This is a genomic window from Stenotrophomonas maltophilia, from assembly GCF_004920835.1.
Taxonomy (GTDB): Bacteria; Pseudomonadota; Gammaproteobacteria; order Xanthomonadales; family Xanthomonadaceae; genus Stenotrophomonas; species Stenotrophomonas maltophilia_AQ.
The window spans coordinates 86,641-101,791 of record NZ_QFHO01000001.1 but is presented as its reverse complement, the minus strand read 5'-3'; the positions used below and the strand labels follow the sequence as shown (position 1 = coordinate 101,791).

At 66.4% G+C, this 15,151-nt stretch carries 13 protein-coding genes and 3 pseudogenes; 9 read left to right on the top strand and 7 right to left on the bottom strand.

Going from position 1 to position 15,151, the window contains the following annotated elements; genetic code table 11:
• Positions 1–329: 329 nt before the first annotated feature.
• Positions 330–1,685 carry a sigma-54 interaction domain-containing protein gene (locus DI041_RS00400; RefSeq protein ID WP_136637986.1) on the top strand — a complete coding sequence of 452 codons (1,356 nt, stop codon included), beginning with the start codon at positions 330–332 and terminating at the stop codon, positions 1,683–1,685.
• Here DI041_RS00400 and DI041_RS00395 read toward each other — a convergent pair whose 3' ends face one another.
• The 5 genes and pseudogenes from DI041_RS00395 to DI041_RS00380 all read right to left on the bottom strand — a co-directional run bounded on the left by DI041_RS00395 (position 1,686) and on the right by DI041_RS00380 (position 4,510).
• Positions 1,686–1,994: a DUF6958 family protein gene (locus tag DI041_RS00395; protein WP_136637987.1), complete on the bottom strand. Its 309-nt coding sequence runs from the start codon at positions 1,992–1,994 to the stop codon at positions 1,686–1,688.
• Complete coding sequence (locus tag DI041_RS00390; protein WP_248298399.1) at positions 1,987–2,409, bottom strand: GFA family protein; 423 nt, start codon at positions 2,407–2,409, stop codon at positions 1,987–1,989. The genes DI041_RS00395 and DI041_RS00390 overlap by 8 nt, the downstream gene beginning before the upstream one ends.
• A gap of 15 nt (positions 2,410–2,424) precedes the next feature.
• A pseudogene (locus DI041_RS21610) lies at positions 2,425–2,523 on the bottom strand (hypothetical protein); the annotation flags it as partial.
• A gap of 68 nt (positions 2,524–2,591) precedes the next feature.
• On the bottom strand, positions 2,592–3,473 hold the full coding sequence (locus DI041_RS00385; RefSeq protein ID WP_136637989.1) for a TolB family protein: 882 nt from the start codon (positions 3,471–3,473) through the stop codon (positions 2,592–2,594).
• Positions 3,470–4,510 carry a hypothetical protein gene (locus DI041_RS00380; RefSeq protein WP_136637990.1) on the bottom strand — a complete coding sequence of 347 codons (1,041 nt, stop codon included), beginning with the start codon at positions 4,508–4,510 and terminating at the stop codon, positions 3,470–3,472. Before DI041_RS00380 ends, DI041_RS00385 begins: the two co-directional genes overlap by 4 nt.
• Before the next feature lie 91 nt (positions 4,511–4,601).
• Here DI041_RS00380 and DI041_RS00375 point away from each other — a divergent pair, with 91 nt between their 5' ends.
• The 4 genes from DI041_RS00375 to DI041_RS00360 are packed head-to-tail and all read left to right on the top strand — an operon-like array spanning position 4,602 to position 6,649.
• Positions 4,602–5,528, top strand: a complete 927-nt coding sequence (locus DI041_RS00375) for a LysR substrate-binding domain-containing protein (protein WP_136637991.1) — start codon at positions 4,602–4,604, stop codon at positions 5,526–5,528.
• Positions 5,525–5,986, top strand: coding sequence for a helix-turn-helix domain-containing protein (locus DI041_RS00370; RefSeq protein ID WP_136637992.1), 462 nt, complete (start codon positions 5,525–5,527; stop codon positions 5,984–5,986). Before DI041_RS00375 ends, DI041_RS00370 begins: the two co-directional genes overlap by 4 nt.
• Positions 5,987–5,996: 10 nt before the next feature.
• Positions 5,997–6,422 carry a VOC family protein gene (locus tag DI041_RS00365; RefSeq protein ID WP_136637993.1) on the top strand — a complete coding sequence of 142 codons (426 nt, stop codon included), beginning with the start codon at positions 5,997–5,999 and terminating at the stop codon, positions 6,420–6,422.
• Positions 6,419–6,649 (top strand): hypothetical protein, encoded by a 231-nt coding sequence (locus DI041_RS00360; RefSeq protein ID WP_136637994.1) that lies wholly within the window; start codon positions 6,419–6,421, stop codon positions 6,647–6,649. Before DI041_RS00365 ends, DI041_RS00360 begins: the two co-directional genes overlap by 4 nt.
• Before the next feature lie 7 nt (positions 6,650–6,656).
• On the opposite strand, the gene DI041_RS00355 is transcribed toward DI041_RS00360, so the two are convergent.
• Positions 6,657–7,352 (bottom strand): HAD family hydrolase, encoded by a 696-nt coding sequence (locus tag DI041_RS00355; RefSeq protein ID WP_046985571.1) that lies wholly within the window; start codon positions 7,350–7,352, stop codon positions 6,657–6,659.
• 111 nt (positions 7,353–7,463) lie between these two features.
• Positions 7,464–8,204, bottom strand: a complete 741-nt coding sequence (locus DI041_RS00350) for a DNA/RNA non-specific endonuclease (RefSeq protein WP_136637995.1) — start codon at positions 8,202–8,204, stop codon at positions 7,464–7,466.
• Between the two features lie 491 nt (positions 8,205–8,695).
• On the opposite strand from DI041_RS00350, the gene DI041_RS00345 reads away from it, so the two are divergent.
• From DI041_RS00345 to DI041_RS00335, 4 genes and pseudogenes are all read left to right on the top strand, one after another.
• A complete protein-coding gene (locus DI041_RS00345; RefSeq protein ID WP_136637996.1) occupies positions 8,696–12,055 on the top strand; it encodes a S8 family serine peptidase in 3,360 nt (1,119 codons plus the stop codon).
• 83 nt (positions 12,056–12,138) lie between these two features.
• Positions 12,139–12,858: pseudogene (locus DI041_RS21605) on the top strand (YadA family autotransporter adhesin); the annotation flags it as partial.
• A 273-nt stretch (positions 12,859–13,131) separates the two neighbouring features.
• Positions 13,132–13,392, top strand: a pseudogene (locus DI041_RS21600) (YadA C-terminal domain-containing protein); the annotation flags it as partial.
• A gap of 155 nt (positions 13,393–13,547) precedes the next feature.
• Positions 13,548–15,122: a S15 peptidase family protein gene (locus tag DI041_RS00335; protein ID WP_136637997.1), complete on the top strand. Its 1,575-nt coding sequence runs from the start codon at positions 13,548–13,550 to the stop codon at positions 15,120–15,122.
• The last annotated feature ends 29 nt before the right edge of the window (positions 15,123–15,151 follow it).

Sequence of the window (15,151 nt, the reverse complement as noted above, 5' to 3'; positions counted from 1 at the left end):
GCAACACGGGGCGGACGCGGTGCGAGGCTTCGCTGCTGCCTGGGTGTTACAGGCACGTCGAAGAAATGTTGCGATTGCGCCGTGCCCAGCGCCGCAGGGCAAGGCGCCCGGTGGACTGTCGCATTGTTGTTACAGGTGTCGGTGCGGACTGCAACGGTGCGGCTTCAGCCGAGCATTCCTTGACGCGGCGCTCATTGCGCTGCCGTTTAGCGAAGCGCTAGGATCCGCCTAACAAAGGCCGCCGCGGTGGCCGTAGAGGTCTCGGCGGAGGGTGGCACGCCGGTGATTGGCTGACAGTCCGCCGACGGTGTCCGGATGCTGGGGGAAGCATGGCAGCGGTCCCGGAAGCTTCTACATCACGTTGCGTGCTGTGGTTTGGTGAGCCGTCGGCCAGCGAGCGCAGTGCGCTGGCTGCGGCAGGCTGGTATGTGCGCAGCATCCATCCTGATCCGGCCATGGCGATCGGCCTGCGCGGACGCGATCGTTTGCTCGCCGTGCTTGATCTACGGCACCTGGATGCAGCCGCGCTGCAACTGCTGCTGCCGTGGATCGAGCAACATCAGCACCTGCCGTGGCTGGCGGTAATGCCGCCGAGTCCAGGTGCCGTTCCGCCCGCGTGGTTGCCGTTGCTGCAGCGCTGCCTGGCACGTTTTACGTTGCCGTTCGGGTTGCAGGACATGGTCAGCGCAATGCGCCAGCAGTTCGATGCTGACGACCCGCCGCCGGATGAAGCGTGCAATGGCAGCACGCCACGTGCACTGATCGGCGAGAGCCCGGCACTGCACGCGGTGCGTACCGTCCTGCACAAGTTCGCACCGGTGGAGTTGCCGGTGCTGGTCACCGGCGAGACCGGCACCGGCAAGGAGCTGGCAGCGCATGCACTGCACGCGCTGTCAGGTCGCGCCGGCAAGCGGTTCATTGCGGTCAACTGCGGTGCGATCCCGGCCAACCTGGTGCAATCGGAACTGTTCGGGCACGAGCGCGGTTCCTTCACCGGTGCCGACAAGCGCCAGATTGGCGTGTTCGAGTCGGCCCATGGTGGCACCGTCTTCCTCGATGAGGTGGGCGACCTGCCCGCCGAAGCACAGACCAGCCTGCTGCGGGTGCTGCAGGAGGGCACCTTCGAGCGTGTCGGCAGCAGCCAGCCCCTGCGCGCCGATGTGCGGGTGCTTGCCGCGACCCATGTCGAGCTGGAGCAGGCGGTGGCGCAGGGGCGGTTCCGCAGTGATCTTTACTACCGGCTCAACGTGTTGCGGCTGCCGATGCCGCCGCTGCGCGAGCGCGGAGGCGACGTGCAGCTGTTGGCCGAGCACTTCCTGCGCTGCTTCCGCCTGCGCCATGCGGTGCGCGCACGTGGCTTCGCCCCGGCAGCGTTGCAGGCCCTGCGGCGCTTCGACTGGCCCGGCAACGTACGCGAACTGCTCAATCGCGTGCAGCGGGCGGCGATCATGGCCGAGGGCGAGCTGATCAGCGAGCGCGATCTGGAACTGGGCGCACCGGCCCCGAGCTTGCCGGGTGCAATGCTGCACGACGCACGCGGCCAGGCCGAGCGCGATGTGCTGCTGCAGACCCTGCGCCAGACCGGCTACAACGTCTCCGAATGCGCGCGGCAGATGCAGATCTCGCGGGTCACGGTGTATCGGCTGTGCCGCAAGCACCGGCTGGAACTGCCTGCGCAGCGCTGATCAGCCGGCCGGCAGGTGCTTGAACAGGCGCAACGGCTTGCCCGCGACGCGCTCGATCACGCCCTTGGCTTCCAGGTCCAGCTGCACCGCCTTCAACCACCAACCGGCGGTGGCCCCAGCAGGGAACAGGGAGGCGGGCAGGTGCGGCAACAGCGCCTGTTTCGCCTGCGCAACCGTCAGGCCCGGCGGTTGCGCAGGCAAGCTCCAGAGCAAGGCGTGGCGCATGGCGAGATACTTGGCGCGATCCACGCGCTGGATGTGACCGGGCGTGGTGATGCTTTCGATCTCGATCCGCTCGGGCTCAGACATGGCTGTCTCCGGCGACGTCGATGCGTGGGCTGCGGAAGCCCATGGCGATCCACGCCTTCATCAACCGGGCATAGAACCGCAGTGACCGGGTTTTCAGGTTCGGCACATCGTCGGGAAGGACAGACGCATCAGGAAGATCACTGACCATCGTCCGCATCTCCACGGCGGGTCTTGTCGATGCTGGCCACAACAGGCCATACAGACTCAGCCAATGGCCGCCGCTGAACTCCAGGAAAAGCGGCGTATTGCAGCAGCTCGCCAGGACGCGGCGGCTGCCGCCCCTGCTGGACAACCGCAACGCGCGCAGCAAGGGATGTCCTGCATCGATGCTGACGCGATCCTTGCGATGCATTACGAAAAGCGTCTGGCCATGCGGGCCCAGTACGTCCGGTGCTCGAGGCATCGACTGCAGCATGGCGCCGACCTTGCGGCAGCTGTCGCAGCAGCATTCGACGGTGGCAATGGGTTGGCCCGTGGCGGTCAGGCGGACCTGGCCGCAGGCGCAGGCGAGGGACTGATGGGGGGGCATCTGCATTTTCTCCTGGGGTGTTCATTCTCTCGACGAACCGGGGCTGCGAAAATCGACAACATCCACCGTCAAGGGCGCTTCATCTGGTAGCGGATGCGGTACAGATCCAGCCCTGTGCCGTCCGCGCGCCGCGCCGAATAGGTCAACGAGCCGGGTTGCGAGCCATCGAGCATTGCGCCGTAACTGTCGCCGGAGGCCTCGTTCAAGGGGGCCGGCAACGCATGGCCCGCGTCATAACGGCCCCCACGAGCGTAGGCAATGAACTGGCGCACCGGTGCATTGCCGAAGTCCAGAGCGCGGGCAAACACTACCGTTCGGCCGTCGCCCAGGAAGGTGGCATCGAACTCCTGTGCCGCGGTGTTGAGGTCGCCGGGCAGCGGCCGCGCGGGCTGCGCCACGCCACGGACCATCGCTGCGACGTAGAGGTCATGGCCGCCCGCACCGCCTGCACGATCGCTGGAGAACAGCAGTGTGCCTGCGTCCGGCGAGAGCATTGGCGCGAACTCATCGGCCGCGCTGTTCACTGCGGGGCCAAGATTGACCGGCTCCCCGAATCGACCCTCGCTACCCATGCTGACCCGATACAGATCGTCGCCGCCCTGGCCGCCTGCACGATCCGAACAGAAGTACACCACACGGCCATTGGCGGAGAACGCGGGATCGAACTCACGTCCCGGCGTGTTGAACGAGACCGGCGTCGCCGGTCGCCAGCGCTGCCCGTCGTGGCGCGAGACCCAGATGTCATACCCACCCGGACCTCCGGGCCGGTTGCGGCTGAACCACAGTGCGGTTTTTCCGTCCGGGCTCAAGGTCAGTCGAATCTCGTCGTACTGCGTGGAGGCAACGCCCGGGGCAAAGCGTTCGCCGGGGCCGACGATCTGCAGCACCCTTGATGGAGACGCGGGAGGCGACGCAGAAACCAGCAGCATCACGGCCAGTAGCGCCTTCATGCCTGTCGCTCGAAATCGCTGACCCAGTTGGTTTCCCAACTGCGCCCACCATCGGTCGAGGCCGCCTGTTCCCAGCGCGCCGAACGCGGTGTGATGCGTGACCAGATCACCCGCGTCTGGATCGCTCGCCCGTCGTGCTGGTCTTCGCCGAAGAAGCAGCCGACTCCGGCCTCGAAACCACCGCGCAGTGGCGCGCCGATCCGCGTCGGCTCCCGGCCATCCAGCCACCAGCTCAGCCAGTGCCGCTCAGCCGCATCCCAGGCGCGGATGCCCATGCCGCGCAGCGGCGCTCCAGGTACGTCCATCAGATTGTCACCGACGTTGCCGAAGCCTCCCAGTACCGGCCAGTTGTGCAGGGTGCCGTTGAACGCGTCCCAAGCATCGCTGCCTGTCAGCCGAGCGCGCAGGCGACGATGGCGCACGTTCCAATGGCCCACCAGGAAATCAAAATCACCCGGTGCATCCGGCAGCCTCGGAAGTGGAGAGGGGGTCGCAGCAGTGCGGCGGAACCAGTTGCGCCAGTTCACTTCCCAATGCGCACCGGCATCGTCGGAGAACGCCTGTTCCCACCACGGCTCCTCGCCGTGGATGTCATGCCAGCGGAACCACACGTCGATCGGGCGCCCGTCGATCCGGTCGGTGCCGCGGAAGCTACCGGCATCGCCCTCGAAAGCGCCGCGCACGGGGGCTTCGATGTGGGCAGGGTTGCGGCCATCGATCCACCAGATCGACCACATGGAAGACACCGGATCAAATGCACGCACGCCCAGGCCCCTGTAGGGGCCCGAAGGCAGCGCCATGACGTTGTCATCGATGGTGCCGAGTCCGCCCAGGGTCAGCCAGACCGCGCTGGAGCCAGTGAAGGACTCCCAACGGGTATCGCCGGCCAGGCGCTCCTTGAGGCGTTGGTGCCGGACATGCCAGTTGCCCTGCAGCCATTTCCAGTCTTCGCTGTGGCTGGCCAGGGCCCACCCGGAGGGCAGGACGCTGGACGCCGCCGTAGCGGTCAGGGTGGCCAGGAACTGCCGTCGATCCATGTGCGTGATCCCCTACCGAAGGTGCCTCCATCGTTGCGGGTGCGCGGGGGATTGACCACGCAGATATCGGGGCTCAGGCTAAGTCACACTTATGGTCACCCAACGCCAGCTGCCATCGCTTGCCGCCATCCGCGCCTTCGAGGCGGCGGCGCGGCTGGGCAGCTTCGCGCGTGCCGCCGAAGAGCTCGACACCACTGCGGCATCAGTGAGCTACCACGTGCAGCGTCTGGAGGCCCAGACTGGTACCTGCCTGTTCCTGCGCCACGCACAGCATGTGGAACTGACGGTTGCCGGTGCCAGCATCGCGCAGGAGGCCACACGGGCGTTCGATGCACTTCGTGCCAGTTTCATGCGCGCTGGGGACATGGATGCAGCGCGACTGCGCCTGTCCGTATTGCCAACGCTGGGCACCAGTTGGTTGACGCCGCGACTGGGCGGCTTCCGCGCGCGTCACCGGGAGCTTGTGCTGGAGCTGGATCTATCGGCGGAACCGCAGGACCTGGCAGCGGGTCGCTTCGACGCGGCCATCCGCAACGGGCATGGGGACTGGCCCGGCTTGCAGGCCACGCCCCTGTTTCCCAGCGTATTCACACCGCTGTGCGCACCGTCGCTGCTGCCGGCCGCACGTGACCTGGGTCGTGGCGGGCTGGATGTCGCGCTGCTCGGGCGACCAGACTGGTGGGCAGTGTGGTTCTCCGCTCATGGACAGATTGCACCGCCGGCGCGGGAGAATTTTGTTGCACCATTTGCTGTCGAGCACCTGGACATCGGTGCGGCGATTGCGGGGCAGGGGATCGCCATTGGTTCGCCGATCCTGTTCCAGGCAGAGCTGGACAGCGGGCGACTGGTACAGGCTCATCCAGGTGTGGCCAGTGACGGCCGCAGTTTCTGGTTCGTGGCACCAACTGCGCGCAGCGGCAGCATCAAGGTCAGCGCGTTCCGTGATTGGCTTGGCGAGCAGGCGGCTGAGGCACGGCGTGCAGCACGCCATCATCTGGCCCAAGCGGTGACACCGTGAACCAGAGCCCCGAACTACTGCGACGCCTGCTGCGTGCCAAGGACCGGATGGACCGCGCCAGCCACGAAGAGTGGTCAGTCGCGCGCTTGGCCGAGGTCAGTGCGGTATCGCCGGCGCACTTCGCGCGCTCGTTCAAGCAGGCCTTCGGGCTGCCGCCACACCGCTACCTGCTCAGCCGCCGCATCGAGCGGGCGGTGGCCATGCTGCGCGACACCGATCTGCCGGTGACCGAGATTGCCGCCCAGACCGGCTGGTCCAGCCTGGGTACGTTCGGCCGCATCTTCCGTGACATCACCGGCGATAGTCCGGGCAATGTGCGGGAGCGCGAGCGCGCCGGCCAATCGATACCCGTCACTGTGCCGGAATGCCACGCACGTGCCGCGCAGCGCCCGGACCTCAACATCGCAGTTTTGGAGAAGCGCCGCCGCCAGGCCGTTGCTAACGTGGATCCCACCTGAGGGAGGTCCCATGACAAACACTGTGAACACGGTCGGCCTGTATGTGCGCGACCAGGACGAAGCGCTTGCGTTCTACGTCGACACGCTTGGCTTTGAGGTGCACACCGACGTACGCAATGGCAGCTATCGCTGGCTTACCATACGCAGCCCCGGCCAGGGCGGTTTCCAGCTGGGTCTGTTCGTGCCGGGTCCGCCTACCCATGACGCGGCCACGGCTCTGGCGCTGCAGCAGCTGGTGGCCAAGGGCGCGATGCCGCCGCTGGTACTGGCGGTTGAGGACTGCCGGGCACGCCATGTGGAATGGCAGGCGAAGGGTGTCGAGTTCACCCAGGAGCCTATTGAACGCTATGGTGCGGTGGATGCGGGATTCCGTGATCCATCCGGCAATGGCTGGAAAATGATCGAAGCGCACTCCGAGGCGAGGCGCCAGCAATGAATCGCGGCCACTGGGCACGGCCTGTGCACCGCTGGACATCGATCGTTTTCACGCTGGCGGTGATCGCCAATTTCGTGGCGCGCGCGATGGGGCAGGGCGAGCCACCGGCGTGGATTACCTATGCGCCGCTGCCACCCTTGTTCCTGCAGCTGTTGACCGGCCTGTATCTGTTTGCCCTGCATTACGCAGGCATGCGCCGCAGCGCCTCGCTGGGCGCTGCGGGCTGAGAACGGATCAGGCGACTGCGTCGACCGCGTGGGCGGCAAGCAGGGCGGGCAGGTCTTCCATGCGCTGGAAGATCACCTGCGCACCCGCGGCACGCAGGGCCTCCGGCGTACTGTGGTGCGGACCGCCTTCGCTGAAGCCGAACACGGTGGCGCCGGCGGCCACACCGGCCGTTGCACCGGTAACGGTGTCCTCGATCACCGCGCAGCGTTTCGGGTCCACGCCCAGCGCAGCGGCGGCGGCCAGATAGACATCCGGATGGGGTTTGGTGTGCGGCATGTCCTGGCCGCTGAACACGTGGGCACCGAAGGCGTCGAGGATGCCAACCTTGCCCAGTTGCAGCTTCACCTTGTGCAGGTCCGCACCGGACGCACAGGCAATCCTTCCGCCGGTGGCGACGGCGATCGCACGCACCGCCTCGGGTGCACCCTGGATTGCAACCAGGTCGCGTTCCAGTGCCCGGTTGCGCTGCTGGCGGAATGCTTCCAGCCATTCTTCGGTGAACGGCTTGCCGGTGCGTTCTTCGATCAGTCCGGCCAGGTGGGCCACGGACTGGCCCAGGAACACCTCACCGGCCTGCGCCGGGGTCAGCGGCCAGCCGCGCTCGGTCAGCATCTCCGAGAGCACGCGGGCTACCAGCGGCTCGGAATCAACCAGTACGCCATCGCAGTCGAACAGCACGGCATCGAAGGGGAAACGGGACATCTACAACTCCTGGGGCAATGCAGCGGGGCAATCACCCGTCATTTTCCCACAGCCGCGCAAGCGGGGCACCCGTGGCCATGCCGAGCACCCCGCGTCCTTCCAACAGGATGATCAGCCCAGATCACAGCCCGTCGGCTGCGGCCAGGTGGTGGCCGGCAGCATGTTCTTGAGCGAAGCCGGCGCATTGATGGCCACGTAGCTGGCGCCGAGCAGCTCTTCCAGGTCGGCGATGGTCACCAGATAGTTGTCCAGGCTGCCGAGGTTGGCCTCATTGGGGATGATCCAGCTGATCGCCTTGGCGGTACCGGTGTTCGGGTCACGGGTGATGACGGTCTTCCAGAAGAACTCCGGCGTGGGAATACCGTGGCTGGCCAGGAAGTAGTCATTGGAGGCATCGCCATAGACCACGCCGCCATAGACATCCACCGGCGCGATGTCGCGGTAGCATTCGGCCACGTTCTCGGCCTTCACCCAGATGCCCTGGTTGAAGCTGGACACCTGCGGGACGATGTTGGTCATGTAGTTGGCGCGTCGGATGTAGGTCGCGTCGTAGTCCATGTGGTTGGAGGTCACCAGATGGCCGCGGTCATAGCCGCTGCGGATGCTGGCATACGACGCAGTGCTGTTCTGGCCGAGGCAACCGGCCGGCAGGTCCGGGTCCTTGTAGAAACTGGAAGGGCGCGCGGCGGAGCCGGTGTCGGCGGTGAGCGTGTACTCGTAGCGGGTTGCGCTGTGGATGCTGCAGTCGTAGGTCAGCACGAAGCCGCCCTTGTTGAGAGTAACGACCTGGGCCTGGGCAGCGCCGGCGAAGGCGCTGAGGATGAACACGAAGAAGAAGCTTGCAAGGCGCATTGCGGTTCTCCAGCAGAAGTTCAGGGCGCAGCCGTCCGCCACGACCGTGCCGGGGCGAGGTCATGTGAGGACGGGGCGTAACCGCGATGACAGGGCCGCAGAGGCCGTGCGGTGTCGTAAGCGTCACAAGCTGTCGCCTTTCGGTCAACGACGAAAGGGCGAAGCTGTGACCGCGCGCATGCACCGGACCTGTGTCAGATTTCGTGGCACGTGGATGAAACGCGCGCGTGCTAGGGCATTTCAGCGGTGCAGCGCCGCACTGCTGCTCATGGCATCACCCATACCAGTGCGTATTGAAGGGCGTCATCGCCGTGTCATCAAAAACTGTGCACCACGTCAAATTTTAAGGTAGTGTCGATTCCGCTACCGGGGGGTAGCGGGGTGCACGGCGTCGGGGACTACGCGTCGCACCTGCAATTGAAGCACCAGACATCACAGCGCCGGCGCTGACGCCGGCGTGCATCTCGGGCTTTCAATGGAAGGGGTATTCGATGCGCAATGCATGGATCAAACGAAACAAGTGGATCGCACTAGGCCTGGTCGCAGGTGCGGCATTGGCTGCGGCGGCGGTGAGTGTAGGCGGCATGGCCCCGTCCACGCCGTCAAAGACGGGCAACCCCTCGCTGGATGCGCGCGCCGGTGGTCCTGCTGCGCCCGCTGCCGCCGGGCCAGGAAGCGGACTGGGCGAGCTCTCGCACCGCTACATCGTGGTGTACCGCGAAGAGCCATTGGCCACCTACAAGGGTGACATCCAGGGTCTTCCCGCACCGGAACGCAAACGTCCCTCCGCCAGTGCCGCGCGCGCAGCGGCAGCCACCGGCAGCGTTGCCACCGACCGTATCGCGGTGCAGGGTGCCCGCTCACGTGACTACGTACGGTTTCTGGCTGACCGCCAGAGCCAGCACGAAGCGCGCATCAACTCGGCACTCGGTCGCAGCGTGAAGGTGGAGCGCCGCATGCAGCACGCGATCAATGCATCGGTGCTGCAGATGAATCCGCAGGAAGCCGAGCGCGTACGTGCATTGCCGGACGTGCAGTTGGTGGAAGAGTACCGCGAGTATGAGCAGGACACCGACGTCGGACCGGGCCTGATCGGCGCGTCGGTACTGTGGAGCGCCTCACCCACGCCATTCCGTGGCGAGGGCATCGTCATCGGCGTCATCGATTCGGGTATCAATTTCGGTAGTCCTGCGTTCACTGCCCGCGCCGAAGACGGCTACGAGCACATCAACCCGCTGGGCGCGGGCAATTACCTGGGCACCTGTGCGCCTGGTGGCGCCGATGAGGGCCGCTGCAACAGCAAGCTGATCGGCGGCTACGACTTTGTCTGCGCCGCACCGGGTAACCAGTGCGGCGTGGCCGATGTCCGCGAGGAACCCGGTTTCGGCGATACCAATGGTCATGGCAGCCACACCGCATCGACTGCGGCTGGCAATCCGCACATGGCGTCGTACCGCGGCAACCAGATCCATATTTCCGGTGCTGCGCCGCGCGCCAACATCATCGCCTACGACACCTGCTACACCGAGATCTCCACAGGCCGCGGCCTGTGCCCGAATACGTCGACACTGGCGGCGGTGAACCAGGCGCTGGCCGATGGCGTGGTCGATGTCATCAACTACTCCATTGCCGGCGGCACTGCACCGTGGGGTGAAGCGGTGTCGCTGGCGTTCCTCAACGCGTCGGACGCAGGCATCTACGTCGCGACCTCGGCCGGCAACTCCGGTCCGGGCCCGAACACGATGGGCCATCTGGAACCGTGGACCGGCAGCACGGCCGCCGCCACCCATGGCCGTGGTGACATCGAACTGTATGCGGCGGTCAGTGGCCCGGGCAGCGTACCGCCCGCACTGGGCGTCATTCTGCTGACCGAAGGTTCGGGTGGCGTACCGTTCAGCACGCCGATTGCAGCGACCACGCCGCTACGCGTCAGTGCCGGCATCGACAGCGCCAACGATGGTTGTACGGCCTTCCCGGCCAGCACCTTCCAGGGTGCGATTGCGGTGATCCGTCGCGGCTCGTGCAACTTCAGCGACAAGGTCAACAATGCCGCCGCCGCGGGTGCGATCGCGGTACTGATCGGCAACAACCAGCCGACGCCGATCCTGCCGAACGTTGCCGGGGCCTCGATTCCGGCCTTCGCCATCGATCAGGCCGACGCCGACGCGCTGCGGACCTTTGCCAGCAGCGTCGGCAACACCGCCACCGCTGGCATCGCCTATCCGGCGACCAAGGTCAGCAACACGCCGGACGTACTGGGCGATTTCAGCTCGCGTGGTCCCGCCGGCATCTTCGATCTGGTGAAGCCAGACGTCACTGCGCCGGGCGTGCGCGTGCTCGCCGTGGTCGCTGGCAATGAAGTGACCGGTTCGGAAAATGCCGTTGGCCTGATGGACGGAACCTCGATGGCCTCGCCGCACCATGCCGGCGCCGCTGCCCTGTTGCGCCAGGCCCGTCCGGACTGGACCGTGCAGGAAGTACGTTCGGCATTGATGATGACCGCACGCCAGGAAGTGCTGAAGGAGGACGGCGTGACACCCGCCGATGCGTTTGCGATGGGTGCCGGTCGTATCCAGGTCGACCAGGCGCTGCGCGCAGGGTTGGTGCTGAATGAAACCAAGGCCAACTTCTTCGCTGCCGATCCAGGCAACGGTGGCAACGTGGCTTCGCTCAACATCGCCAGCATGGGCAAGCGCACCTGCACCGACAGTTGCACCTTCACCCGCGTGTTCCGCAACGTGCTGCCGACCCGGCAGACCTGGACGGCGAAGGTGCAGGGCTTGACCGCCGTTGTCTCGCCGTCGGTCTTCACCCTTGCGCCGGGCGAGAGCAAGGCGGTGCGGGTGATCGTTACCACCGGATCGGTACCCAACGATGGCAGCTGGCGCTTCGCCAGGCTGACTCTGGCACCGCAGGGCGGCGATACCAGTCAGCCGCTGCTGCGCTTGCCGATTGCGGTTTCGGTACCGCCGCCGCAGATCGCAGCCACGCCGCCGTCGAACACGCTGAGCCTGCCGGCCGGTGGCAACGGCCTGTTGAACCTGCAGATCGCCAACACGGGAGGCTCGCCGCTGGAATGGCAGATCGACAACACCGGGTTGGGTACGCGCACCCTGGTCGCACAGGCACCGAACAATGCCAATGGCCGCCGCTCCACGCGTTTCACCGACGCTGCCACGGTCGGCGCACGCGCGCAGCTGTCTGCAGATGACTTCACCCTCGGCGAGGCAACCGGCATCAGGCGCATCGTCGCCGATGGTTTCGTCAACGGTGGCAGCCTGGCCACTTCGACCAACATCAACTGGTCGATCTACCGCGATGTCGCCGGCAATCCGGAAGGCAATCCGGAATCCAGCCCGCAACTGGCGGTGTGGTCATACACCTCATCGGCAACCGGTGTTGGTGTAAGCACGTCCGGCTTTGCCAGCATCAACCTGGACCTGGCGGCAGCGGGACAGAACGTGAACCTGGCGGCAGGGCGCTACTGGTTGGTGGTTTCGGTGCGTGCGCCGCTGGCAACCAGCTGGTTCTGGTTCAATGCCACCAGCGGCGACAACGTCTACCGAAGCGCGATCATCAACCCTGATGGCAGCGGTGCGTGGTCGGCCACCAGTGGTGCACCTGGCCTGGCGTTCGGCCTCGGCGGCAGCAATTCCTGCGGTGCCACCTGGATCGGCGCACCGACCCGTGCCCTGGGCCGCATCGTGGCCGGTGGCAACCAGGCCACGCAGGTATCGATCAGCGCCGCCGGGCTTGCACCCGGCAGCTACTCCGGCTTCGTCTGCGTGGGCAGCAACGACCCGATCACGCCGAAGACCGCCGTACGCGTGGCGTTGACCGTGACGCCGTAGGGCGACGCGGGCACCCGGACCGGCCCTGCGCAGGGGCCGGCCCGGATCCAACTGTTTCCGGCGCTGGCCGGGAACCTTCCTTGATGGACCTTGGGGGTACCGTGAAGACGATGCACAAGCACATCCTTGCCGTGGCGCTGGCCATGGCAACCGCGCCGGCGTGGGCCGGCGATACCTGCCAGCTGGACGATGGTTTCGGCGGCGTGTCCAACGGCGGCGCCAGTGCCGGCGGTGCCGCCTCGATGGCCTGCGGCAATGGTGCCGATGCCAGCGGCGATCTCTCGGCCGCTGTGGGTACCGGTGCCAGTGCCAGCGGCACCGGAAGCACCGCCATCGGCGCTGCCAGCAGTGCCTCGGGCAACCAGAGCGCTGCAGTGGGCGTAGGCGCATCGGCCACGGGTGCCAACAGCAGTGCGATCGGCGACAGTTCGACCGCCAGCGGCGACTTCAGCAGCGCCAGCGGCTCGGGCAGCTCCGCCACCGGCTCGTTCGCCACGGCATCGGGTGCCGGCAGCAATGCCACCGGCGAGAACAGCACGGCCGTGGGCAGCCTGTCCGAAGCCAGCGGCGCCAACAGCAGCGCCGTTGGCAACGGCGCGGTGGCCACCGCCAACGACAGCGTCGCACTCGGTAATGGATCAGTGGCTGACCGTGCCAATTCCGTATCCGTTGGCAGTGCCGGCAACGAACGCCAGTTGACCAACGTTGCTGCCGCCACCCAGGGCACCGATGCGGTCAACCTCAACCAGATGAACACCGCCAACGCCAGTACGCTGTCGTCGGCCAACAGCTATGCCGATGCCCGCGCCACCGCCACGGTCAATTCGGTCAACGCGTATACCGATGCGAGCAGCGCGGCAACGCTCTCTTCAGCCAATGGCTACGCAGATACGAAGGCTGCAGCTGCGGTGACCACCTCCAAGGCCTACACGGACGCCAGCAGCGCCAGCACGCTTTCATCGGCCAACACCTACACCGATACCAAGTCCGCGCAGGCGGTAACCACTGCCAATGCCTACACCGATCAGCGCCTGGCCCAGTTCTCGCTGGACAACAACGGCCTGCGGCAGGAGATGGAGCGTCGCCTGCGCCACCAGGACCAGCGCATCGACCGCATGGGTGCGATGAGTTCGGCGATGTTGAACATGGCCATCAACGCCGCTGGTTCGCAGAGTCCGCGCGGCCGCATCGCCGTCGGCGCCGGCTTCCAGGGCGGTGAGCAGGCGCTGTCGGTCGGTTACGGCAAGCGCATCGGCGAGCGCGCCTCGTTCTCCCTGGGCGGTGCCTTCAGCAACGGCGAGAAGTCGGCCGGCATGGGCTTCGGCGTGGATCTGTAAGCGCACGGTCGGGCAGGGGGCAGGTATCGCCCCCTGTTCAGCCTGCAACCGCGCGCAACATGCCGCGAACGTCATGTTGCGTCGCAAGGTGCCAGTCACCATTCGCACTGGTACGGTCCGACCCGTTGCACCACCAACGACGGGGACAGACGACGATGCGCAAGATATTGCTGCTGTTGATCCTGCTGACAGGGCTGGCGCCCACCGCCTGGGCGGCCACGGTCAAGACTACCCACCGCACCATTCCCAGCTGGGATGGAACGCCTCTCGGGGCCTTCGTCATCGAACCGCAGGACGCGGGCAGCGGCCGCTATCCGCTGCTGGTGATGCCCAGCAGCTGGGCAGTTCCGAGCGTGGAATATGTGGGCGTGGCCCAGTCATTGGCGCGACGTGGCTACGTGGTCATCAGCTACAGTTCGCGCGGCTTCTGGGAATCGGGCGGCGCCATCGACATTGCCGGACCGGCCACGGTCGAAGATGTCAGCGCCCTGATCGACTGGGCGCTGGACAACACCCAGGCTGATCCGGCGCGGATCGGCGTCTCCGGCATCTCCTACGGCGCCGGCACCAGCCTGCTGGCGGCGGCGCGCGACCCGCGGATCAAGGCGGTAGCGGCCCTGAGCGGTTGGGCTGACCTGCAGGCGTCGCTGTACAGCAACGACACCCCCAGCGCACAGGGCATCGCCCTGCTGGTGGCGGCCGGGCTGGCCACGGGGCGCCCAGGTGCGGAGCTGGCCACCATCAACCGCAGCGTGCTGCTCGGCAACTACCAGGGTGCGGTGGATTCGCTGTTGCCGGTTGCGGCTCAGCGCAGCCCCGGCGCCAGCATCGACGAGATCAACGCAAACCAGCCAGCCATTTTCCTGGCCAACGCGTTCAACGACAGCCTGTTCCCGCCGGGCCAGCTGGTGGATTTCTTCAATCGCCTGAAGGGGCCCAAGCAGCTGCAGCTGCGCCACGGCGACCACGCACTCAACGAGGCCTTCGGTGCGCTGGGAATTCCCAATGAGGTCTATGACCAGGTGGGGGCGTGGTTCGATCACTACCTGAAAGGCACGCCCAATGGGATCGAGCGCCAGGCGGCGGTGCAACTGAAGTCGCAGAAGGGCAGCTGGAGCCGCTATCCGGACTGGCAGGCCACCAACAGTGGCGCCGTCAGCTACGGACTGACCGCACCGGGCGGGCTGCTGCTGCCCACCGGTGGCCTGGCAGAGAACGGGCGTACCACGGGCTGGAACTATCGCATCGGCAGTGGCCTGCTGACGGCCGCCAACTCCGGCATCGTGATGGCGTCTGGCGCGCTGCAGATGATCAATCTGCCACCGGGGGCCTACGTGCCGTTCGTCGGACGCAATGCCGCCGGTGTCTGGCAGGGGCCGATCTACTGGAGCGCACAGCGCCTGGATGGTGCCCCCGAAGTGCGCGTAACCGTCACCCCCAGCCGCGCCAACACCACGCTGTATGCGTACCTGTACGCGGAAGATGTGCTGGGCAATGGCCAGCTGATCAGCCACAAGCCCTACACGCTACGCGGTGCCACGCCGGGCCAGCCGAAGACGCTCGACCTGCGCCTGGAGGCGAGCAGCTGGAACATTCCGGCCGGCAGCCGCCTGACCCTGGTGGTCGATACGGTGGATCTGCGCTATGCGGGCATCAGCCAGCTCGGTGGTGCGGTGACCTTCAGTTCGCCGGCCAATGCACCTTCGGTACTGAAGGTGCCGTTGCATTGATGGGGTGCCGCGCCCGTTGCGGCGGGCTC

Coding starts and splice junctions, on each gene's coding strand:
- DI041_RS00390 (WP_248298399.1), bottom strand. CDS start 2,409: ATGCTGCAGTCGATGCCTCGAGCACCGGACGTACTGGGCCCGCATGGC.
- DI041_RS00380 (WP_136637990.1), bottom strand. CDS start 4,510: ATGGATCGACGGCAGTTCCTGGCCACCCTGACCGCTACGGCGGCGTCC.
- DI041_RS00395 (WP_136637987.1), bottom strand. CDS start 1,994: ATGTCTGAGCCCGAGCGGATCGAGATCGAAAGCATCACCACGCCCGGT.
- DI041_RS00335 (WP_136637997.1), top strand. CDS start 13,548: ATGCGCAAGATATTGCTGCTGTTGATCCTGCTGACAGGGCTGGCGCCC.
- DI041_RS00400 (WP_136637986.1), top strand. CDS start 330: ATGGCAGCGGTCCCGGAAGCTTCTACATCACGTTGCGTGCTGTGGTTT.
- DI041_RS00385 (WP_136637989.1), bottom strand. CDS start 3,473: ATGAAGGCGCTACTGGCCGTGATGCTGCTGGTTTCTGCGTCGCCTCCC.
- DI041_RS00375 (WP_136637991.1), top strand. CDS start 4,602: ATGGTCACCCAACGCCAGCTGCCATCGCTTGCCGCCATCCGCGCCTTC.
- DI041_RS00355 (WP_046985571.1), bottom strand. CDS start 7,352: ATGTCCCGTTTCCCCTTCGATGCCGTGCTGTTCGACTGCGATGGCGTA.
- DI041_RS00350 (WP_136637995.1), bottom strand. CDS start 8,204: ATGCGCCTTGCAAGCTTCTTCTTCGTGTTCATCCTCAGCGCCTTCGCC.
- DI041_RS00360 (WP_136637994.1), top strand. CDS start 6,419: ATGAATCGCGGCCACTGGGCACGGCCTGTGCACCGCTGGACATCGATC.
- DI041_RS00345 (WP_136637996.1), top strand. CDS start 8,696: ATGCGCAATGCATGGATCAAACGAAACAAGTGGATCGCACTAGGCCTG.
- DI041_RS00365 (WP_136637993.1), top strand. CDS start 5,997: ATGACAAACACTGTGAACACGGTCGGCCTGTATGTGCGCGACCAGGAC.